This window comes from Actinoalloteichus spitiensis RMV-1378 (genome assembly GCF_000239155.1).
Lineage (GTDB): Bacteria > Actinomycetota > Actinomycetes > Mycobacteriales > Pseudonocardiaceae > Actinoalloteichus_B > Actinoalloteichus_B spitiensis.
In genome coordinates, this window is the sequence record NZ_AGVX02000036.1 from 1 (window position 1) to 21,124 (window position 21,124).

General features: G+C 74.6%; 16 protein-coding genes, 1 other RNA gene and 1 pseudogene. 7 read left to right on the forward strand and 11 right to left on the reverse strand.

Annotated elements, in window-relative coordinates:
• The 7 genes from ACTIDRAF_RS0201830 to rnpB all read right to left on the reverse strand — a co-directional run.
• A partial coding sequence (locus ACTIDRAF_RS0201830; protein ID WP_016696999.1) for a hypothetical protein occupies nucleotides 1-1,676 on the reverse strand: 1,676 nt, incomplete at its 3' end.
• Nucleotides 1,673-4,474 (reverse strand): ATP-binding protein, encoded by a 2,802-nt coding sequence (locus tag ACTIDRAF_RS26745; RefSeq protein WP_211215248.1) that lies wholly within the window; start codon nucleotides 4,472-4,474, stop codon nucleotides 1,673-1,675. The genes ACTIDRAF_RS26745 and ACTIDRAF_RS0201830, both read right to left, overlap by 4 nt.
• Before the next feature lie 70 nt (nucleotides 4,475-4,544).
• The gene (locus tag ACTIDRAF_RS0201840; protein ID WP_016697000.1) at nucleotides 4,545-5,003 is read right to left on the reverse strand and encodes a hypothetical protein; all 459 of its coding nucleotides are present in this window, start codon (nucleotides 5,001-5,003) and stop codon (nucleotides 4,545-4,547) included.
• 3 nt (nucleotides 5,004-5,006) lie between these two features.
• Nucleotides 5,007-5,276, reverse strand: coding sequence for a hypothetical protein (locus ACTIDRAF_RS0201845; RefSeq protein ID WP_016697001.1), 270 nt, complete (start codon nucleotides 5,274-5,276; stop codon nucleotides 5,007-5,009).
• Nucleotides 5,277-6,782: 1,506 nt separating this feature from the next.
• Nucleotides 6,783-6,971: a hypothetical protein gene (locus ACTIDRAF_RS0201850; protein ID WP_016697002.1), complete on the reverse strand. Its 189-nt coding sequence runs from the start codon at nucleotides 6,969-6,971 to the stop codon at nucleotides 6,783-6,785.
• A gap of 53 nt (nucleotides 6,972-7,024) precedes the next feature.
• A complete protein-coding gene (locus ACTIDRAF_RS0201855; RefSeq protein ID WP_016697003.1) occupies nucleotides 7,025-7,615 on the reverse strand; it encodes a winged helix-turn-helix domain-containing protein in 591 nt (196 codons plus the stop codon).
• A gap of 430 nt (nucleotides 7,616-8,045) precedes the next feature.
• Nucleotides 8,046-8,442, reverse strand: an RNA gene (gene rnpB, locus ACTIDRAF_RS31710) — RNase P RNA component class A.
• 162 nt (nucleotides 8,443-8,604) lie between these two features.
• Here rnpB and ACTIDRAF_RS26750 point away from each other — a divergent pair.
• Nucleotides 8,605-9,081, forward strand: a complete 477-nt coding sequence (locus ACTIDRAF_RS26750; protein ID WP_052168665.1) for a universal stress protein — start codon at nucleotides 8,605-8,607, stop codon at nucleotides 9,079-9,081.
• Between the two features lie 23 nt (nucleotides 9,082-9,104).
• On the opposite strand, the gene ACTIDRAF_RS0201865 is transcribed toward ACTIDRAF_RS26750, so the two are convergent.
• From ACTIDRAF_RS0201865 to ACTIDRAF_RS0201875, 3 genes are read right to left on the reverse strand one after another with little or no spacing between them, the layout of a single operon-like run.
• Entirely contained in the window at nucleotides 9,105-10,304 is a 1,200-nt protein-coding gene (locus tag ACTIDRAF_RS0201865; RefSeq protein WP_016697005.1) for a bifunctional RNase H/acid phosphatase, read from the reverse strand.
• Nucleotides 10,301-11,038 carry a zinc ribbon domain-containing protein gene (locus ACTIDRAF_RS0201870; protein WP_016697006.1) on the reverse strand — a complete coding sequence of 246 codons (738 nt, stop codon included), beginning with the start codon at nucleotides 11,036-11,038 and terminating at the stop codon, nucleotides 10,301-10,303. Before ACTIDRAF_RS0201870 ends, ACTIDRAF_RS0201865 begins: the two co-directional genes overlap by 4 nt.
• 49 nt (nucleotides 11,039-11,087) lie before the next feature.
• Nucleotides 11,088-11,960: a Nif3-like dinuclear metal center hexameric protein gene (locus ACTIDRAF_RS0201875; protein ID WP_016697007.1), complete on the reverse strand. Its 873-nt coding sequence runs from the start codon at nucleotides 11,958-11,960 to the stop codon at nucleotides 11,088-11,090.
• A gap of 261 nt (nucleotides 11,961-12,221) precedes the next feature.
• Here ACTIDRAF_RS0201875 and ACTIDRAF_RS0201880 point away from each other — a divergent pair, with 261 nt between their 5' ends.
• The 3 genes from ACTIDRAF_RS0201880 to ACTIDRAF_RS26755 all read left to right on the forward strand — a co-directional run bounded on the left by ACTIDRAF_RS0201880 (nucleotide 12,222) and on the right by ACTIDRAF_RS26755 (nucleotide 14,729).
• Nucleotides 12,222-12,674, forward strand: a complete 453-nt coding sequence (locus ACTIDRAF_RS0201880) for a low molecular weight protein-tyrosine-phosphatase (protein ID WP_016697008.1) — start codon at nucleotides 12,222-12,224, stop codon at nucleotides 12,672-12,674.
• Nucleotides 12,671-13,609, forward strand: a complete 939-nt coding sequence (locus ACTIDRAF_RS0201885; protein ID WP_016697009.1) for a fructosamine kinase family protein — start codon at nucleotides 12,671-12,673, stop codon at nucleotides 13,607-13,609. Before ACTIDRAF_RS0201880 ends, ACTIDRAF_RS0201885 begins: the two co-directional genes overlap by 4 nt.
• A gap of 280 nt (nucleotides 13,610-13,889) precedes the next feature.
• On the forward strand, nucleotides 13,890-14,729 hold the full coding sequence (locus ACTIDRAF_RS26755) for an SURF1 family cytochrome oxidase biogenesis protein (protein WP_016697010.1): 840 nt from the start codon (nucleotides 13,890-13,892) through the stop codon (nucleotides 14,727-14,729).
• Here ACTIDRAF_RS26755 and ACTIDRAF_RS0201895 read toward each other — a convergent pair.
• A complete protein-coding gene (locus ACTIDRAF_RS0201895; RefSeq protein WP_039785348.1) occupies nucleotides 14,661-15,632 on the reverse strand; it encodes a cobalamin biosynthesis protein in 972 nt (323 codons plus the stop codon). The genes ACTIDRAF_RS26755 and ACTIDRAF_RS0201895 overlap by 69 nt on opposite strands.
• Nucleotides 15,633-16,061: 429 nt before the next feature.
• Here ACTIDRAF_RS0201895 and ACTIDRAF_RS0201900 point away from each other — a divergent pair, with 429 nt between their 5' ends.
• From ACTIDRAF_RS0201900 to ACTIDRAF_RS0201910, 3 genes and pseudogenes are all read left to right on the forward strand, one after another.
• Nucleotides 16,062-17,771: a DUF2397 domain-containing protein gene (locus ACTIDRAF_RS0201900; protein ID WP_083886056.1), complete on the forward strand. Its 1,710-nt coding sequence runs from the start codon at nucleotides 16,062-16,064 to the stop codon at nucleotides 17,769-17,771.
• The gene (locus tag ACTIDRAF_RS0201905; protein ID WP_245533410.1) at nucleotides 17,768-19,033 is read left to right on the forward strand and encodes a TIGR02678 family protein; all 1,266 of its coding nucleotides are present in this window, start codon (nucleotides 17,768-17,770) and stop codon (nucleotides 19,031-19,033) included. Before ACTIDRAF_RS0201900 ends, ACTIDRAF_RS0201905 begins: the two co-directional genes overlap by 4 nt.
• 91 nt (nucleotides 19,034-19,124) lie before the next feature.
• Nucleotides 19,125-21,124 (forward strand): annotated as a pseudogene (locus tag ACTIDRAF_RS0201910) (TIGR02680 family protein); the annotation flags it as partial.

The following is a 21,124-nucleotide window of genomic DNA, read 5'->3' on the forward strand; positions in this document are numbered from 1 at the left end:
GCCGTGGCGCCCGTGGGAAGGGCAGCGGCCGCTGCCCGGCGGTCCAGCCGTTCCACGGCGGCGTTGACCGGGGGAACGGTCCCCTCGGGCCGCACCCGCCCGCGCCCGTGGGCGGGGCCAGGTGTGGTGCCGTCCTCGCCCTCCCTGACCTGTTCCCAGAACCGGTCCTGCGGCGTGGTGTCCGGACGTTTGCGCCACCGGGAGAACAAGCCCTGGGGGGCGCCGGGGACCCCGGCTCCGACCGCTCCGGCGGAGAGCTCGATCATCTGCCAGATCCGCCGGACCGGTTTCGCGATCATGAACAGGACCAGGGTGATCAGGCCGGCCAGCAGCATCTGGGTGAGCAGGTCGAACCCCCGGGCCGGGCTGAACAGCCAGTTCAGCACCATGGTGTGCAGGCCGGCCAACGCGGCCACGACCACCACGTTGAGCAGGGTGGCGCCGGCGGCGCGTCCGATCCGCCGGAGGATGTCGTGGTGGATCATGGCGACGAGCCCGATGATCGGCCCGGCCAGGATGAGCACCCGGAGCAGCACCTGGGCGAGGAGGATCGCGGCCTTGGCCAGCAGCTGGAACAGGGCGTAGGCGACGGACTGCACCATCGCCAGGAACCCGGCGCCCATCCGGCTGCCGTCGACGCCCTGGAAGTAGCCGTAGGTGCTGCCCATCCGCGTGGCCAGCTCGTGGAACTCGGCCTTCTTCTCGTCGGGGGAGCCCGCGTCGAGGTTCTGGGCGACCTCCTCCTTGGTCCAGGCCTGGGCCCGCACCAGGTCCCTCCCGAGCTCCTCCGCCTGCGGCGCGTCGTTCGCCCCGAACTCGCCGCGCAGCCAGTTGTCGTAGATGACGTGCTGGTGGAGCACGCTGGGCAGCGCGTTGCGCTCGTCGACCCCGACCTCCTCCAGGAAGCCGCCCTGGATGGCGGAGGTGCCCTTGATGAGCAGGTCGTCGAGCAGGTGGGTGTAGATCAGCGGGGTCAGGTAGGTGGCGGCCGCCAGCCACATGCCGGCCAGCGCCCAGAGCCCCCGTTTGCTGATGGTGGCCAGTTCACCACGCCAGATGTACCGGAACAGCAGCACGCCCAGCACGACGGCGACCAGGCCGAACCAGGGGGTGTAGACGGTGTTGTACAGGGCGTTGGTCCCGGTGACCACGAGGTCGTCCAGGGGGGCCATCATGGTGCCGGTGAGCAACGCGTAGTGCAGGCCGATGGTGGCGCCGACGATGTTCTTGCCGACGTTGAACAGCTGGTTGCCCGCCCAGGTGTCGATGACCGCGTTCGGGTTGCGCATCCCCTCCGGGCCGCAACCGAGGTCGTAGGTGTGCCAGACCAGGCCGGCGTAGCCGACCTCGTCGTAGACCGTGCCCGGAACACCACGCCCGATCGGCGCCGGGTCGAGGGCCCCCACCATGCCGGCCCCGGGCCGTTCCGGGTTGGGGGCGACCCGGCAGCCGCTGTCCTGGGCGTGGGCCTGCCCGCCGAGCACGACCTGCCCGGCGAGGATGAGGACGACGACGCCGAGCACACCGCGACGACGTCGTCCGGTGTGCCGTGCCAGCACGTCCGCCGGGGCCGGCGAGGTCGGGCCCGGTGCGCGCCGCGTGTCCCGTGCCCGCGTCCGCAGGGCCGCGAGGGCGACCAGCGCCCCCACGGCGGCCAGCACGAGAAGCGCCGTCACGTCGGGTCCCCCCGGTTGTCCCGGTGGGGCCGGCTGCCGGTGGACGGGGAGCCACCCGCTCCGACTCCGTTGAAGTACATGCTGTCCAGGCTGTCGTCCACCCCGCCCGGCGCCGCCGGGTCCAGGGCGTCCGTCTCGACGGGGTCCACGGCGGGCCGCGCCGCCTTCGGTTCCGCGATGTGCCCCGGGGTGGTGTCCAGGGCGTCCCGCAGGTGCGCCAGGTGGGGGCCGGAGAAGTCGATGCGGATGCGCTCGACGCCGCCGGCACCGTCACCGAAGATGAACTGCCGGGGCGCCTGGTCCCGTTCGGTCGCCATCCGCTCGCCGCCCGGCCGGCGCCCCAGGCTGGCCACCACCTGCTCGTACCCAGCTCCCACCGGTACCTTGAGCAGCCGCAGGGCGTCGGCCTGGGCGTCCTCGTCGTCGAGCCGTCCGATGAAGACGGAGTCCAGCAGCGAGACGAAGCCCTGGATCTTGAGGAAGTCGCCGGGGATCTGGCTGGACAGCAGCACCCGGACGTTCCACTTCCGGGAGTCCCGGGCGAAGCGGTTCATCAGCACGCGGCCGGTGGGCACTTCGGAGAGGAAGAAGGCCTCGTCGATCCAGACGCCCTTGCGCTCGGCCTTGGGCCGGTCGTAGATCGACCGCTGGGTGAGCCAGGCGGCGAGGTTGAGCAGCTCGACGCCGAGGGCCTCGGCGTCGGTCCAGTGCTCCCGCCCGACCCCGTCCTTGGGCATGGTCAGCCCGGCCATCGTCAACACGGTGAGCCGGTCGTCGCGCTGGTGGGAGTAGGGGTCGTCGTCGTACTCCGGGATCAGCAGCGACATGCGCTCGCGCATCTCGTCGAGGAAGTCGGCCACGGCGAGGGCGTGTTCGCGGTGTTCGGTGGCGTCCCGCCGCAGGGCCTCGAAGACCAGGCCGGGGTGGGCGTCCGGTCGGCCGCCCACGTTCCGGACGGCGCGCAGCAGCACGATCCTGGTCTGAGCCAGGCGGGACACCTCGTAGGGCAGCAGGCCGGTGAGGACGTCGAGGACGAGTCGCCGGCGGGTGGCGGCGGACAGGGCGCGTTCCCGGCGCCAGGCCCGCTCCGGGTCGTCCTCGTCCGCGAAGTGTTCGAGCTGCGGCTCGGCGACCACCCGGTAGGGGTTGAGGATGCCGGGTTGGGCGTTGAGCAGGTTGATCGGCCGGGCGTACGGGCGCAGCTCGGGGAGTTCGCAGAGCGCCGCCAGCGGACCGGACGGGTCGAGCAGGGTCCAGTGCGCCCCGGCGCGGAGTGTCTTGTAGACGACTCCGCCGCCCAGGAACGACTTGCCGCCGCCGAGTCCGGCGACCAGGGCGGACAACCCGGAGCCGTCCCGCACCTCCTGGGCCATCCAGGGGTCCCAGGCGACGGGGCGGCGGGTCGCCGTGCAGGTCTCACCGAGCAGGATGCCCCGGCGGTCGCCGACGTCGGCGGTGGCGGCCGGGACCGCCGAGGCGGCCCAGATGACCGAACCCCGGCGGAGGTAGGCGCTGGAGGCCAGCGGTTCACCGGGGATGAACTCCCTGGCGAGGGCGTACTGCCCCTCCGGGTGCTCGATGGCGATCTTGGGCTTGTACAGGTCGAGGATCTGCTGGGCCAGCCGCAGCGCGTCCCGTTCGGTCGGTCCGGAGACCGCGAGCCGCCACCAGGACCGCACCCGGGTGGCCAGGGCGGTGAACCCGGTGGTCATCTCGTCGTCGATCTCCAGCACCCTCGACGCCTGCCGGGCCAGCGACTGGGGCGGCTCCAGCTCGTGCTCGTCGGTGTAGTGCCGGACCTGCGACCTGACCTTGTTCATCTGGCGCTGGAGTTCACCGGAGACGTCCTCCGGGCGGCGCACGTAGATGCGCGCCGACCACTCCACGGGCGCGGGCAGTCGGTCGGACCGCTGCATCCAGGGGTCGTCGACCTCGGGGATCTGGAGACCGTGCGTCATCCCCACGGTCAGGACGGCGACGTGCCGGGTCATCCCGGCGTTGGACCCGGTGCGGCCCCGCACGGTCACCGTCGGGGAGTAGGGATCCTGGTGCAGGTCGGCGGCGTCGGTGAAGGACGCGAGGTCCTCCGGCTCCCAGGTGGAACCCGGCACCGCCGGCATGTTGCGCGGCGCCGGCAGCCCCAACGAGCAGGAGCGGTGCATCAGCCAGGACATCTCCTCGGCCGTGACGGGAGCGCCCTCCAGCCCGCTGCCGCCGATCACCTGGTCCAGGTGTTCGATCTCGCTGTCGAGGGCCACGAGCTCGGCGTCCACGGCCTCGGGGAAGATCCTGCGGAGCACGGGAGCGGCACGTTCGACAGCCCGGTCGAGGGCGTTGCGGGTCTGCACCTGCACTCCGATGTAGACCTCCTTCTCCGCCATCGACCGGCCCATCAGCTGCTGCTGCTCGCCGACCATGTAGTCGTCGAAGGACATCGCGCCCGGGATGTCCGGTGGCCGCCCCACCGCGTTGTGGACGTGCGCCTCGGCCCACATCCGGATGGGGTAGGGCCGGGTGGTGACGCGCAGGTGCAGCCACCGGCCCTGCAGTTCGGAGTACTGGCCGGCGATGGCCTGGATCAGGTCCTGCCGCTGGGAGTCGGAGCGGAAGGACCACCGTTGCGGGGCGAGCCGGTACCACGCGTAGACGTCCTGCCCGGTGCGCAGGAGGTGGCCGTCGATGCTGCGCGCGTTGATGGACGGCGTGTAGCTGGGGATCACCGTCTCCCCGGGCAGCCGGCGCGCCTTCTTGCCCGAGGGGCGGGCGCGCTGCTCCACCGGCGGCAGCGGTGGCTCCACCTGCCGTCTCGCGGTGTTGCCGCCGCGAGCGGTCTGCCGCTGGGCGGCGCCCCCTCGGGAACCTCGGTTCCTATCGCGCCGACGTCGGAACACCACGAACCTCCTTGGTCCGGGAGCGGCCGCGCGTCTGGCGCCGGCGGGCCGACTTCCTGGTGGCCCGCTTCGGTCGCGGGCGGTCGTTCCTGACCCTCACCCGCGACGCGCTCACCGCGCCGCCCCTTCCGGAATGTCGTTGTCTGGGTGCGGTCAGCTCTCGCGCCCACAGCGCCATGACCGAGCCGAACGGCCGTTCGTGGCTGATCCGCGAACAGATGATCTTGGTGAGCACGATCGTGATCACCACGGCCCACGCGGTGGAGAAGAACCCGAACCCGATCCCCATCTGCCGTTCGACGGTCAACACCGCGAGGAAGACGAACAGGCCGACCCCCCACGCGACGTACCGCGCGCGCCAGGGGAAGGTCGCGCGGGGCGGGCCGAGCCAGACCGCATCGACCCGGTAGATCTCGTCGTCAGTGCGGATGCGCACGGCTCACCCTGGGCTGGTGGCGAACAGGCCCGCGATCCACTCACCGATGCTCACACCGGCTCCCGTCACGGCGAGCCCGATGACCCCGAGCGCGATCAGGACACCGCCGACCCGGCGCATGACACCGGCGTTGTCGCCCTGCCCGCCGCCCAACCACAGCATCAGGATGGCCACGGTGAGCAGCAGGAGCGGAACGATGTTGCCGATGATCCACTGCGTGAGCCCGGTTGTCTCCAGGCTGGTGGCGATCATCGTGGAAGCCGTGGCGGTCATGGTCCTAACTCCTGAAGGCGAGGAGCACTGTCGGCGTCACCGGGACTGGTGGCCTCGGCGACTGTGGGCACTGTCGAGTACAACACGCCACTGTGACAAGGGGTAGTGGCACCAGTGCCGGCTGTCGGCCCAACGGCGCCCCCTCCGACCCGGGTCACGTGCATTTCTGGCTCCACCCATCATCGGCACGGCGGACGGCGGCGTCAGCGCTCGGCCCGGGTTTCTCCCGACTGCCGGGCGGTTTCACTCACTTGCGAGCTGGTGGTGACCGACCGTGGTAGGCCGGGGTGGCTCGGGGTGTGGTCGCTGCGAGCGCCGGCTCATCCCCTGCCACCAACGGTGTCCACATCGGCCCGGTCGCGGACGTGCCGCGCGGGTTGTTTCGGGCACCCCGAAGCCGTGGAACGTTCGGGGTTACCGGGCGTCCCACTGGTTCCGGGTTCCCTGCCGGGAAACGGCGGGATGCCGTCCCTCCGGTCGGGAACGCGTCCAGGCTACCTGAGACGATCTTCACACCGCACGACTCCAACCAGGGCCATCGGGGGCCGACCGGGGGGCACGGCGGGCGGCGGCGAGCGGCGGCAGGGGTATCCGCGCAGTTCCCGGGCATGGCGGCACTCGCTCGGCCTCGGATCACCCAGGGTTCGGACTTGAGCCAGCCCACACTCAACCACCCGGATGGCCCAGTACTCCGGACCGGACAGCGCATTCGCCGTTGATCCACTGTGGTCCGGCCGACGAGCGGGAGGGCGTCGGGCGCCCCGCACCCGGAGGTGACGCGCCCGGGACGGCGGGGCGGGAGCGTCCGCCGTGGACGATCCCGACCGGGAGCCGCGCCAGCCGACGCCCTCCGCGCTCGCCGCACGCCACCGGGACGGCCCGGCGGGCCAGGAGGAACCTCGGCGGCGAACCGGTTCCGGGCCGGCTGCCGTCCGCGCCGCCCGACCACGGTCGGACCCCGGTGGACCGAGATGGGCAGGGCGGCACCCGCGCTCGGGGTCTCGCGGAACGGCGGGTGCGCCGTGCCCGGTGCTGGTGGACGAGCACGAGCACGGCACGCACCTCCACCGTGCCGATGCCGCCGGCCCGTCGTCGCGGCGCGCCCCGACCGGCTCCACACCGTGATCGGCACGGCTGCCCCCGCGTCCGGGGGTCGACCAGCCGCCAGTGGCGTCCCCACCGGTGCTGGGCCCCACGAACTCCCCACGAGGGGCCGCCGTCGTGGGGGTGCGGGGCGCCCCGGGCTCGCCGTCTCCGGACCGGCAGGGCAGGAGCGGGGGCGCTCCTGGCTCGGCGCGGGGACCTGGTTCCCGCGCTACCCGGCTCGGCTGCTCGGTGGCACGCCTCCTCCTCGGCGCTCGGGGCCACCTGGCGGGTGGCGGGTGCCCGAACCCCCGGCGAGCGGAGCCACCCGCTCGCTGGGCTGAGCGCGGGCCGCCCGGGGCGGAGCGACGTGGCACCGGCCGTGCCCCGTGTTCCCGAACGGGCGGCGCGGACGGCCGCCGCTCAGTGGGCGAGTCGCCGGGCGGGCCACCACGCCCACCCGCTCGTCGACCTCCCCTGCCGGCTCCGCGCCGTGCGGGGGGTGGGGGCGGGCGGGTCCTGCCGGGTACCGGCCGAGGTCGTGCCGTTCGTGGACCGGTGGTGCCGGCTGGTGCTGGCGTCGATCAGGGCGAGTTCGGTCCAGGCGTCCATGGTTGTCTCCTGCCTCTCGGGTGGGGGTGTGCCGGGGTGACGAGCTGAGCGGTTCAGCCGCCGGGGGGCGGTGCCGGCTCCGGTCCGCCGCCGGGTCGGCGTGTCATGCCGAGGACGATGCGCACCTGGCTGGCGTCGGCGGGGCGGGCTTCGCGGTCCTCCAACCGGTCGGTGAAGCGTTGGAGGACCCGCATCAGGTCCTGGCGCAGCTCGCGCATCTCCTCGAGGGTGACGAAGGTGGTGGCGCTGACAACGCCCGTCGCCTCCCGCCAGTCCTCCGGCTCGCGGGCCCGGGTGCGGATGCCCTGCCGGAGGATGTCGAAGTCGTGTTCGAGGAACGCCTCGGTGGCCGCCTCGCTGGCCAGGTCGGACTCGTCGTCGACTCCGTCGATCACCAGGTTCTGGCGGAAGCTGGCGAGCCGCCAGGGCTTCTCCCTGCCGCCACCGACCTGCTCGACGTAGCCGTGCTTGGCGAGCGTCCGGAGGTGGTACGAGCAGTTCGCCACGCTCTCACCCAACAGCGCCGAGCACTGGGTGGCGGTCCGGTCGCGGTCGGCGAGCAGCTCCATCAGCGCGACGCGGACGGGGTGCGCCAGCGCCCGGAGCGCCTTCGGGTCTCGGCGACCCTCCCTGTTCTCTGCCATGGCCACAACCTAGCTCTCGCAACACTTCTTTCGCAATAGTTCTTTCGCAAGAAGTGTTGCGATCCTTCCCCGCCGGAGGGCTGCTGGCTGATCGCCGAGGAGCGGGGGGCCGACCACCGGGAGGCACGGGCCGCTCGCCGCGCACCGACTCGCGGGGAGACCCCGGGAGGGCAGGCGGAGCGTCGAGCTCGACGACGGCGTGGAGCACGCGACGGCGAGACGGGGGGGCGTGACCGGGCCGTCGGCTCCCGAGCGGGGCCGCGCGGCACAGGACGGGCGGACCGCCATGGGCGGCTCCGAACGCGCGCCGCCGGCGGGGACGATCGCGAGGGGGCCGGGCGTGCCGCGGCCCGACACCGGAACGCCCCCTCGCCACCTCGGCGACCGGCGCCCCCGGTCTCCCGCGACGTGCCGGGGGTGTGGGCATGAGGGGACGAGTCGACCTGTAAGCCGGATTCTGTGACCGGCGGACCTCGCGGTCCGGCGGCCGGCGACCATCCATCTCGACCTGCCGTCACCGGCAGGCTCCAGCGGCCTACCCGCGAACTCGGGCGGGCAGCCCTCGAACGTCCGCGCAGGCGGTCTCCCGCCCTCTTGGCCTTGCTCCGGGTGGGGTTTACCGAGCCACCCCGGTCACCCGGGGTGCTGGTGGTCTCTTACACCACCGTTTCACCCTTACCCGGCCCGCCGGGGCGGGCCGGGCGGTCTGTTTTCTGTGGCACTGTCCCGCGGGTCGCCCCGGGTTGCCGTTAGCAACCACCCTGCCCTGTGGAGTCCGGACTTTCCTCGACGACGCGGCACGCCGTCGCGGCCGCCCGGTCGACTCGTCCCCCGTCCAGTCTAGTGCCCGGGCACGGCACGGGCGGCACGCGGCCGGTTGCCCGTCCACGTCGGGAGGTTCGGGGCACGGCGGGCCCACGTCACAGAGCCACTGCGATCCGGCCGCTCACCCTGTGGAGGGTCCGCGCTGGTGCGGCAGGATGGCCGACATGAGGCGAATCGTGATCTGGGTCACTGGTTCGGGGTGGCGTTCCTGCCTGTCCGCCGCCACCCACTTCGCCCACGGCGCGGAGTCGGTGGTGCTCCTGCACGTCATCCCCTCCGGCGGGGACGCCCCGACCGGTGGGCTGCGGGGCCTCCTCGGCCGAGGACAGGAACGCGTGCCAGCGCAGCAGGTCAACGAGTTCGCCCAGGCCGCGGCGCACCGGCTGCTCTCCCGGGGACGCCGCCTGCTCGGACGGGGCTGCGAGACGGTGTCCCGAGTGGGCCGCCCCGAACGGGAGGTCCTGTCGGTCTGCGCGGGAGCCGACCTCCTCGTGTGCGGGCGGGACGGTCAGTCGCGGCTCACGGGCCCGAAGAGCCTCGCTCCGGCCACCCGCTTCGTCGTCGGCCACGCGCCCTGCGCGGTGCTGCTCGTGTGGCCGGACGAGGAGTTCCCGGTCGCCCGCCCCGGTCGCTGCGGCTGAGCGGCGGGGCGGGTCGGCGGTGGTCAGCCGCGCTCCGGGTGGAAGGTGGTGTCGTTGACCAGCGTCACCGAGGCGTGCCCGTCGGGGTAGAAGCTGGCGACCGAGACCGAGGCGACGTCGAGGTGCAGCCGGTACATCAGGCTCGGCCCCACGTCCAGGGCCATCCGCAGCAGCGCCTTGATCGGTGACACGTGGCTGACCACGACCACGGTGCGCCCGCCGTGCTCGGCGATCAGCTCGTCCCTGGCCCGTCGCACCCGGCGGTGCACCGCGTCCAGGCTCTCGCCGCCGGGCGGTGCCACCGCCGTGTCCCGCAACCACCTCGCGTGCAGCTCGGGATCCCGGTCGGCCGCCTCGCCGAACGTCAGGCCGTCCCACTCCCCGAAGTCGCACTCGACGAGGCGCTCCGACACCACGACCTGCCCGCGCACCGCGTCCGCCACGAGCTTCGCGGTGTCCAGCGTCCTGCTGAGCGGGGAACTGACCACCGGGACCGGCGTCGACTCCCCGTCCGCGAGCAGCTGGGCGACCCGGCGGCCAGCCGCGGCGGCCTGGGCGTGCCCGAACTCGGTGAGGGGCACGTCCCCGCGCCCGGCGTACCGCCGCAGGCGGGAGTACTCGGTCTCCCCGTGCCGCACCAGCACCAGGCGGGTGGGCACGCCGGTGGCACCGGACCACCGCGCGGCGGTCGGTGCCGCCCCGGCGTCCCCTCGGTGGGTCTCGTCGTCACGACGGGACGACGCGCGGTCCCGGGCCGAGGGCCGCTCCCCCGCCGGCTCCCGCGCCGCCCGGCCCGGCGCGTCCCGGCCGGCGCCGGACTGGGCGTCCATCGCCTGGTTCGCCAACCGGTCGGCGTGGGCGTTGCGCGCCCGGGGGATCCACTCGTAGCTCACCCGGTCGAACCGGCGGGCGAGGTCCCGGGCGGTGAGCGCGAGCGGCTGGAGCTGGGGGTGCTTGATCTTCCACCGGCCGGACATCTGCTCGACCACGAGCTTGGAGTCCATCCGCACCGCCACCTCGGCGGCCCCCAGCTCCTCGGCGGCCCGCAGCCCGGCGATCAGGCCCTGGTACTCGGCCACGTTGTTGGTCGCGACGCCCAACGCCTCGGCCCGCTCGACGAGCACCGCGCCGGTGTCCGCGTCGAAGACGACCGCTCCGTACCCGGCGGGCCCCGGGTTGCCCCGCGAACCACCGTCGGCCTCGACGACCACCCGCGAGGTCACAGCCCGGACTCCCCGGTGCGCACCAGGATCACACCGCACTCCTCGCAGCGGACCACGTCGTCGGCGGCCGCCTTGCGCAGTTCCGACAACGCGGTGCGGTCCAGTTCCAGCCGGCAGGCTCCGCAGCGGCGGGCCCGGAGCAGTGCCGCGCCGGTTCCCTTCTGCGCGCGCAGCCGCTCGTACAGCGCCAGCAGGCCCTCGGGAACGGAACCGACCACCGCCTCGCGGGCCTCGGTCTGCCGCGCCTCGACCGTGCCGAGATCGGCGAGGGCCTCGTCACGCCGGCGTTCCGCGTCCTCCAGCCGCTGCCGCACCTCCGCCAACTCGCCCTCGGCGACCGAGACCTGCGTCTCGGCCGCCTCGATGCGTTCCATCAGCTCCAGCAGCTCGTCCTCCAACAGGCCCTGCCTGCGGCGCACCGACTCCAGTTCGTGCTCCAGGTCGGCGACCTGCCGGGCGGAGACGTTCCCGGCCTTGAGCAGGTCCTCGTCGCGCTTGCCCCTGGCCCGGACCTGGTCGACCTCCTTCTCCAGCCGGTCGGCGTCCCGGCGGAGGTCGGCGAGCACCGTCGCGGCGGCGGTCACCGCGTCCCTCTTGGTCGCCGCCTCGGCCTCGATCCCGGTGATCTCGGTGAGCTCGGGGAGGGACCCCCTGCGGTGGGCGACCCGGTTGAGTTCGATGTCGATCTCGGCGAGATCGAGCAGTGTGCGTTGGACCGCGGGGGCTGCTTTCACGCGACGTCCTCCCTGGTTCGAAAGCGGGCTGGGCGACCGGACGGAGGAGTCAGCCTGTCACATCCCGGGCGGCGGCCTCCCGGGACGGTTCGGCGCGCAGCGTCCACGGATCGGTGCGCAGCAGCGAGACCTCCACCGTGACCGCCGAGGGCAGTCCGGCGCTGATCACCTCGGCCGCCTGATTACACCAGGGCCACTCGCTCGCCCAGTGCGCGACGTCGACCAGGGCGGGTGGCCGCCCGGACGGCAACGCGCCGGCCGCGAGGTGGTCGGAGGCGGGGTGGTGGCGCAGGTCGGCGGTGACGTAGGCGTCGACACCGGACGCGGCGGCCAGGCCGAGCATCGAGTCGCCCGCGCCGCCGGACACCGCGACCGTGCGGATCACCCGCTCGGCGTCTCCGGCGGCCCGCACTCCCCAGGCCGTCGCGGGCAGGGATTCGGCCACCAGGTCCACGAAGCGGGCGAAGGGCAGCGGTTCCGGCAGTTCCCCCACCCGGCCGATGCCCAGGGGACGGGTCGCCTCCGGATCACCGACCGGCCGCAGCGCCGCCGTGACCCGCAGCCCCAGGGCCGCCGCCAACGCGTCGGAGACGCCGGGGTTGGCGGCGTCGGCGTTGGTGTGGGCGCAGAACAGGGCGATGTGGTGGCGGATGAGGCGGTGCACGAGGGAGCCCTTGACGGTGTCGGCCGGTACACCGTGCACGCCTCGCAGCAGCAGGGGGTGGTGGGCGACCACCATGTCGACGTCGCCGTCGACCGCCTGCCGCACCGTCTCCGGCGTGACGTCCACCACGACCAGCACCCGTCGGACCGGTTCCGCCGGATCGCCGCACACGAGCCCCACCGCGTCCCAGTCCTCGGCGAGTTCCGGCGGGTATGCCGCCTCCAGCACCTCGACGACGTCCGCGACCCTCACCGTCACCCGTGGACCTCCTCCCGCGGCGTGTGCCGCCTGTCGTTCACTCCCGCACGGCGCCGAAAGCGGCTCCGGTGCGCCAGCCTAGGCCGACTCGTCCCGGTCACCCCGCCTCTCCCGCCGTCGTGGGGAGCCCGCCCGACTGCGGGGACGCCGGCCGGGGTGACCGGGCCAACCTCGGCAGGGTGCGGGCGCTGACCACCGGCAGGCGCCGCCGGTCATCCGGGCCTGCCCGTGCCGGTGGCCGCCCTGCCTAGGGTGGTGGGCGTGCACGTGTGCTTCGTCTGCAGCGGGAACATCTGCCGGTCGCCGATCGCCGGTCTGGTGCTGGAGGAACGGCTCCGGCGGGCCGGCCTGGCCGACCGGGTCAGGGTGAGCAGCGCCGGCACCGGGTCCTGGCACGTCGGGGAACCAGCCCAGCCCCATGCCAGGGCGGTGTTGTCGCGGGCGGGCTACCCCGCGGACCACACCGCCCGCCAGATCGGGGGCGACCAGTGGGAGGCCGACCTCCTCGTCGCGCTGGACTCCGGTCACCAGCGGGCGCTGCTCCGCCGTGTGCCGCCGGAGCGGGTCCGGCTGCTGCGGTCCTTCGACCCGGCCGCGAACGGCCCGGACGTCCCGGACCCCTACGGAGGGCCGGTCGAGGACTTCGAGGAGGTGCTGGCGATGGTGGAGGCCGCCGTTCCCGGTCTGCTGGCCTGGATCGAGGAGCGGGTGTGAGGTCGGCGGCCCGGGAGGCGGTCGCCGACCTGCTCGACGTCGACCCCGTCGCCGCACGGCCGTTGCCGGGCGGCGACATCGGCGCGGTCTTCCTCGTCGAGTTGGCGGACGGCCGGCGCGTCGTGGCCAAGCGGCCGGTCCGCCCCGGTGCGGGTGCGCCGGGCGAGGACCCGGAGGGGGACCGGGACCGGGCCGAGCGGGCGGTGGCAGCCGAGGGAGCGGGGCTGCGGTGGATCGCCGACGCCGTGCCGGGCCTCACGCCGGGGGTGGTGGCCGCCGGCCGCGGGTGGTTGGTGCTCGACTTCGTCCCTCCCGGTGCGCCGAGCGCGACGGCGGCCGAGGAGCTCGGCCGGCGGCTGGCGGCCCTGCACGCGGCCGGGGCTCCCGCCTTCGGCTCCGCCCCACCCGGCGGGCCCGCCCGGGCCGTGGTCGGCGCCCTGGACATGACGAACGAGCCCACCCCGGACTGGCCGACGTTCTACGGGGAACAGCGCGTGGAGCCCTACCTGCGCCGGGCCGTCGACCTCGGTCACCTCGACGTGACCCAGCGGGCGGTGCTGCGCCAGGTCGTCGAGCGGTTGCCCGACCTGGCCGGCCCCGCCGAGCCGCCCGCCCGGCTGCACGGCGACCTGTGGAGCGGCAACCTGCACTGGACGGAGGAGCGGGGCCGCCGGGGCGCGGCGCTGCTGGACCCGGCCGCCCACGGCGGCCACCGGGAGGCGGACCTGGCGATGCTCCGGCTCTTCGGCACCCCGCACCTCGACCGGCTGGTGGGCGCGTACGCGGAGGTGTTCCCCCTGGCGCCGGGGTGGCGGGACCGGGTCGGCCTGCACCAGGTGTTCCCGCTGCTGGTGCACGCCGTGCTCTTCGGCGGCGGGTACGGGGCGCGGGCGGCCGAGGTGGGCCGGGCCGCGCTGCGCGCGAGCCGGCCCTGACGGGAACGCCGCCCCCCTCGGGAGTGGTGGGCCCACGCTGGCGGCGGCGGCCGGGGCGGCCTTCCGGTCCGCCAACAGGTGGGAGCGGAGACCACCGGAACCCGACCCGGGAGCCCGCTGCCGCACGCCCTTCGGCTCCCGTTCCCGGCGGCGCGTTCCGCCGGTCGGGCCGGCACCACCGGGTTCCGGCTGCTGGGCGCTCGGCCGACGGGGCGTGCCACACGCCTCATCTGGCGGGACGCCGTTCGGGCCGGGGCGGGCGGTGACCTACCGTAGGGGCGTGCGTTTCCGGTTCATGCTGCGGCCGGGGTGGCTCGGGCTGACAGCCGGGGTCCTCATCTTCGCCGCGCTCTCCTTCGCGCTCCTCGCGCCGTGGCAGTTCGGGCGGCACGCGGACAAACAGGCCCAGAACCAGGCGATCGAGTCCTCCCTGCACGGTGCCCCGGTGCCGGTGGAGGAGGTCCTGCCCGGGGGGGCCGCTCCCGGCCCCGAGGAGGAGTGGAGCCGGGTCGTCCTGACCGGCAACTACCTGCCCGAGCACGAGGCCGTCGCCAGGCTGCGCACCGTGCACGGCGAGCCCGCCTACGAGGTACTGACGCCGTTCCGGCTCACCGACGGGGACGTGGTGCTCGTCAACCGGGGCTACGTGCGGCCCGTGGAGGGGACGAACGTCCCCGACTACGCGCCGGCGCCGAGCGGGGAGGTCAGCCTGACCACCCGCGTCCGCCTGGACGAGCGCGACGGGCGGGGCCGGCCCGGGTTCGAGGAGGACGGCCACCTCCAGCTGTACTCGGTGAACGCGACGACGCTCGCGGAGTCGACCGGTGTGGACATCCGGCCCGGCTACTTCATGCTCGCCGCCGAGCAGCCGGGTGTTCTCGGCGCGCTGCCGCTGCCCCGCCTCAACTCCGGCCTGAACCTGGCCTACGGCTGGCAGTGGTTGGCCTTCGGGGCGATGGCCCTGGGCGGCCTCGTGTACTACGTGTGGCGGGAGGCCTACCCGGACCGCCAGCGGGCCGGCGGGCGCCGCTCCGCCCGCGAGGAGCTGACGCTAGCGCTGCGGGAGGACGAGGCCGCGCCGGCCGCGCAGCTTGCCCAGCGCTACGGCCGCGGCCGCTGATCCGGCCGCCGCGACGATCCCGACCACGCGGGAGAGTTCGACGCCCCGGGTCACGTCACCCGCGTCGGGGGTGCGGCCGTCACCCAGCATGGGCCGTTCCTCGGCCCCCTCGTAGTAGGCGGCGCCGCCGCCGAGCCTGACCTCCAGGGCGCCCGCGAAGGCGGCCTCCGCCTGCCCGGCGTTCGGGCTGGGGTGCGCCACCGCGTCCCGCCGCCACGTCCGCCACGCTCCGGGGCCCGAACCGCCGACCACCGGCGCGCACACCGCGGTCAACGCGGCGGTCAACCGTGACGGAACGAAGTTGGCGAAATCATCCGACCGAGCGGCAGCCCACCCGAAGTTGCGAAAGCGGGCGGTCCGGTGGCCGACGCGCTCGTCGAGCAGGGTGACCACGCGGTGGCCGAGCAGTCCCGGCACCCCGGCGACCGCCCCCCACCACAGGGGGGCCACCGAGGACTCGGAGGACTGGCGGGCCACGGTCTCCACCGTCGCCCTGGCCAGGGCCGGGCCGTCCAGCGGGCCGGGACGGCGACCCCACAGCGCGGCCAGGCGCGCACGGGCCTCCGGCAACCGGCCGGCGTCGAGGTGCCGCGCGATGGACGTCCCCTCGTCCGCCACCGCCGTGGCGCCGAGCACCGCCCAGGTCGCGGCGGCCGTGGTGGTGGCCTGCACGAGTGGACGCGACCGGCCCACGCGTTCGACGGCGACACCGAGGGTGACGGCCCCGCCGGCGAGCAGACCGACGTAGGCGAGACCCCGCCCCCTGTCGTCGGCGTGCAGCCGGCGCTCCGCACCGGCGGCGAGCCTGCGGAGGGCCGAGTTCACCCCGTGCTTCCTGGCATCCGCGAACGCCGCGTCGGCGGCGACTCCCAACAACAGTCCGATGGCGCGCGCCGCGCTCAACCCTGCCCCCACTTCCCGGTCCGCCGACGGGGTGGCCCCGGCCCCCGGCCGGCGGGCGAACCCCCGCTCGGCGCACCGCTCCCAAGCCGACGGGGACGCGGCGCGTCACCGCGTCACCCCAGGCGTCCTCGCAGTGCGTCACCGTAGCGTGGCGTCATCAGCCGATCGGTGGGGAGGTCCGGCGGGTCGACGCCCCTGGTGGGGCGATCGTCTAGGGTGACCTGCCGTGCCGGGTCCGGGCCCGTCACCTCTAGATTGTCCTGACACCCGGCCTCGGAGTGGTGGGCGGCCGGCGCGGTGTCCGGGACGGGACCGGCTCCGGGTGGCGGAGCCGAACGGCGAGGACGTGCCCCGGAGGGTGATCAACGAGCCGGACCACCGCCCGGCGACCCCACGGGCAGGACGACGACGAGCGTGCAGGACGGCGTGATGGATCAGGCGGTGCCCCCCGCGACCCCGGTCGACGCGTCTCCGGCGGCGGCACCGGTGGGGCCGCGGGCCGCCGAGGTCACCGCGTCGGAGGAGATGCCGGAGACTGCCGGAGCGCGGCCGGCGGACCGGCGGCCCCCGGGCGGGCAGGCGGCACGCCTCCAGCTCTACGCGTACCTGACCGCCCGCGACTACCGGCGCACCTACCTGGCCATCATGCGGCTGTTCTCGTCCACCCTCCTCGCCGACCTCTCCGCCGGCGAGGTCGCCGGCGCCCTGGCACCGGCCGAACGGGCCGGGCTGATCGACGAGGGCGAGCACCGCATCGACAACGTCATCGTGCGCCTGCGCCAGCTCGTGGAGTGGGGCAACCTCGTGCACGGCCGGCGCGAGATGGTGGCGGCCAGCATCGCGGAGTTCCAGCACGGGGGCGTCCGCTACCAGATCAGCAAGCTGGCCCTGCGGGTCCAGCGGGAGGCGGACGCGTTGCTCCAGGTCCCCGAGGGGGCCCGGGAGGTGTCGCGCGAACTGCTGCCGGCGATCGAACGAGGGCTGGACCAGCTCGGTTCGACCCTGGCGCGGACCCTGCTGGCCGAGACCGAGGACGCCTCGAGCCGGGCGGCCAGGCAGGGGCGGGAGGAGCTCGCGGAGCAGGTCACCACCCTGTTCCTCCAGCACGCCGAACTCGCCGACACGGTCCGCGACTTCTACGCCTACCTGGGCCAGATGGTCGCCCGGCACCAGCTGGAACCGGCGGACATCTCCGGCTTCCGCTCCGTCCTCGTCGAGTACATCCAGATGGTGGTGGAGGACGTCCTCCGCTACACCCCCGGCATCGCCGAGGCCCTCGCGGGTCTCCGGCAGGCCAGGAGCGAACTGCTGCGCCTGGTGGGTCCGGCGCGGAGCTGGACCGAGCAGTGGGGAGAGACCGTCGAGCGGGGGCGGGGGCGCACCGAGGCCGACTGGCGGGAGTTGACCGACTGGTTCGTCGACGGTCCCGGTCGCCCCAGCCAGGTGACGGCGCTGCGGGAGGCGACGACCCGCGCCATCGGCGCCCTGCTGGCCAACGTCAAACGCGCCACCACGGGCAGCTCCGGACTGCCGGGTCGCCGGTCGGACCTCCTCCGGCTGGCGGCCTGGTTCGACGGCGCGGACCAGGCCGGGGCGGACACGCTGTACGCGGCGGCCTTCGGCCTGTACCCGTCGCGCAACCTGTTGCCCGCACCCGAACTGGACGGGGACGACGAGCACACGCCCTGGCGGGACGGGCCGGTCATCGACGTGACGGTCAGCGTGCGGTCCCGGGGCGACCGGGGGGCGCGGGGCCGCACCTCCCGGGTCGTGTTCGACCCGATCACCGAGCAGACGTTGCTGGCGCAGGCGAGGAGCCAGGCGCGGGAGCAGGAGGACGCCGTGGCGGAACTGGTCGCGGCGGCCCCCCGGCTGACCGAGGTGCCGCTGTCCCCACCCGCGTTGGGCGTGCTGTGCGAGCTGCTGACCCTGGCGATGGCGCAGCGGGAACGCGACGGTGACCCCGGGTCGGTCCGGGACCCGGTGCGCGGCCTGCGGCTCACCGTGACGCCCGACGCGGCGGCCCGCACCACGATCACCAGTACCAGCGGCTCGTTGACGTTGCACGGCACCACCGTCAGCCTGTGCGCCGAACCGGCGGTGCACGGCGGTTCGACCGGGGTGGAGGGGGACCGGTGAGCGCGACGCGAGGGGACCGCCCCCGCCGGTCGAGCAGCGGGCGGCACGCCGGCCTGGCCCTGTTGGACGAGCTGCCCGACATCGACGCGGCGGACGTGGCGCGCTGCGCCCGGGTGCTGCTGCGGCGTCCCCTGCTGCGGGCGGAGGGCCCCGACGGCGACCTGCTGCCGCTCGTCTACCGGCACCGGGCGGTGCTGGTAGAGCTGTTCACGACCGTGCTGGGGTACCGGCTGGTGGTGGAGCGCCGGTTCGCCCGCCTGTACAAGACGGGGCCCGGTCAGGACGCCACCCGGGGCGAACCGGGCCTGACGCCCCGGGGCTACGCCTACCTCACCCTCGCGGTGGCCTGCCTCACCGGCGCGGGCCGGCAGATCCTGCTCTCCCGGCTGGTGGCCGACATCAGGGCCGCGGCTATCGAGGCGGGCATCCCGGTCGTCGACGACTACGGCGACCGGCGGGCGCTCACGGCCGGCCTGCGGCACCTGGTGGCGCTCGGCGTCATCTCGGAGACCGAGGGCAGCGTGGGCCCGTGGAGCACCGAGGCTCCCGCCGAGGCGCTCATCACGGTGGACACCGACCTGCTCGGGCTGCTGGTGGCGGGACCGCTGCGGGAGGCCGAGGACGGCGCGGACCTGGTCGCGCTGGCGGCGCGACCAGGAGCACGCGGGGTCGAGCACGCCCTGCGACGCCGGCTCGTGGAGGACCCGGTGGTCACCCACGCCGAGCTCACCGACGCGGAGTCGACGTGGCTGCGCCGCAACCAGCGCCGGGAGTCGGTGCTGCTCGACCGGGCCTTCGGCCTCATGACCGAGACCAGGCTCGAGGGGGTGGCGGTCACCGACCCGGAGGAGTACCTGACCGACGTGGTGTTCCCCGGCACCGGCACGGTGGCCCGCATCGCGCTCCTGGCGTTGCCAGAACTGCTGGGCCTGCGGGAGCCCAACCCCGACGGCACCCACTCGGTGACCACCGCCGAGGTCTTCCAGACCTGCGACGACCTGGTGAACGCCTACCCGGCGGCCTGGTCCCGGCAGGCGACCGAGGACCCGCACCAGCTGTGCCGGGAGGTGCTGGCGCTGCTGGAACGGCTGGGTCTGGCGGCGAGTGACGGCCGGGGCGGCTGGACGTTGAGCCCAGCGGGCCACCGCTGGGCTCCGACGGCCGACGACCAGCCGCTCTCCTCCGGCGCAGCCCGGTCCCTCCGGGAGCCGGCCGAGCCGCCGGCCGCGCCGCCGGTCTGGTCGCTCTTCGACGAGGGGTGAGCACCGTGCGGCAGCAGCTTCCCATCAGCACCAGCACGCCTCGCGGCGTGTCGAGGCCGGCGAGCACCGCGCCGGCGGCAGGAGGTCACAAGTGAGCGAGCCCGACCGCTGGCGGCTCAACCGGGGCGGCATCGTCAACATCTGGCAGTACGCCGAACAGACCTTCGACTTCTCCGGTGGCCGCGCGATCTTCCAGGGCACCAACGGGTCGGGGAAGTCGCGGACCCTGGAGCTGCTGTTGCCGCTCTGCCTCGACGGTGACCTCCGGCAGTTGGGGTCGAAGGGCTTCGACACGGTCAGCATGCGACGCCTGATGCTCGACGACTACCAGGGAGGGCCGAACCGGATCGGCTACGCCTGGGTGGAGCTGGTGCGCCGCACTCCCGTCGGCCCGGAGTTCCTGACCTGCGGGCTGGGCGTCAAGGCGTCGAAGGCCGCCCAGCAGATCACCGACTCGTGGCGGTTCATCACCCCCCGCCGGGTGGGTTTCGAACTGCGGTTGGTGGGTGCCGACGAGGTCCCGCTCGGCCCGGCGCAACTGCGGGAGACGCTGGGCGCCGACCGGGTGCTGGACGACGCGGGGTTCCGGGCCCGCGTCGCCGACCTCGTCTACCAGGTCCCCGCCGCCCGCTACGCCGACCTCCTGCACCTCCAGCGCACCCTGCGCAACCCCGACGTCGGGCTGAAGGTGCTGGAGGGCCAGCTGGAGCAGATCCTGTCCGACGCGCTCCCCCCGCTCGACCCGGCCGTGATCGACAACCTCGCCACCTCCTTCGACGACCTGGAGTCCATCCGGGAGAACATCGCGCGGTTGAGCACCGCCGACGACGCGCTGGGAGCGTTCGTCACCACCTACGCCAGCTACGTGCGCGGCGCGCTGCTGGGTCTCGGCCAGCGGATGACCACCGCCGACCGGGCCCTGGCGTCGCTGCGTTCGGAGATCCGGCGGCTCACGGAGCAGCGGGACGCGGCCGACCAGGAGTGTTCGGCCGCCGCCGCCCGGGTCGCCGCCGCCGAGGACCAGGAACGCGAGCTGGAGTCGGCGATCGCGACCCAGATGGCGTTGCCCGGCTACCAGGGCCTGCGCGATCTCCGTGACCGGGAGGCACTGGTGACCTCGGCGGGGCGGGCCGCCGAGGCCGCGTTGGAGGGCGCGGCCCGGCAGCGCGCCCAGGAGGACCGGGCGGTGGACGCGGTGCTGGCCGCGACCCGGCGGCTCACCCAGAACCGGGACGCGGCGGCCGAGTTGGCCAGCGCGGCCCGCACCGCCCTGCGGCACGCCGGCCTCGACCCCGAGATGTGCCCCCGGGTGCCGGGGCTGCCGGCGGCGCGGGTCACGGTGCGCCCGGAGACCGTCCTCGCCAAGCCCGACCCGGACGCGGACCCGGTGCTCGTGGAACGCCGCCTGCCGCCCCCGGTCGACGCCGAGGAGCTGGCTGCCGGCTTCCGCGCGGCGGCCGGGGGAGCCGACGAGGTGGCCGGGGCGGGTCGTCGCCGGGCCGCGCTGGTGTCGACCCTGCACCGGCAGGCCGTGGCCCTCGACCAGGAGGCCGCGAGGGTGGAGCACGCGGCGCGGGATGCCCGGGCCGCCCAGGTGGCGGCGACGGAGGCCGCCGGCCGGCGCAACGAGGCCCAGCAACGGCTGGTGGAGTCGGCGGAGCTGTGGCGGGAACGGGCGCTGAGCTGGTTCTCCGAGTCGGTGCCGCTCTCGGGTGCGCCCCACCCGGACGCCGCCGTGCTCGAACTCGTCGAGACCGACCACCTGCGGGCGGTGCAGAACGGGGCGAGGTCGGCCGCCGAACGCGCCCGGCTCTGGCTCACGCCGTCGCGGCAGGCCGCGTCGCAGGCGGCCGTCGAAGCCGAGCACGCCGTGGCCCGGGTGCGGCAGGACGTCGACAGGCGGGACGCCGAGCTGGCGTCGCTGCGGGGCGGGGAGCAGCGGCGCCCGCCGGGTGCCCCCGACCCGGACACCGCCCCGCCGGGTGCCTGCTTCGCCGAACTGGTCGACTTCCGGCCGGAGGTGGCCGACCAGGCCCGCGCCGGGCTGGAGGCCGCGCTCGACTCCTGCGGGCTGCTCACCGCGTGGGTCCC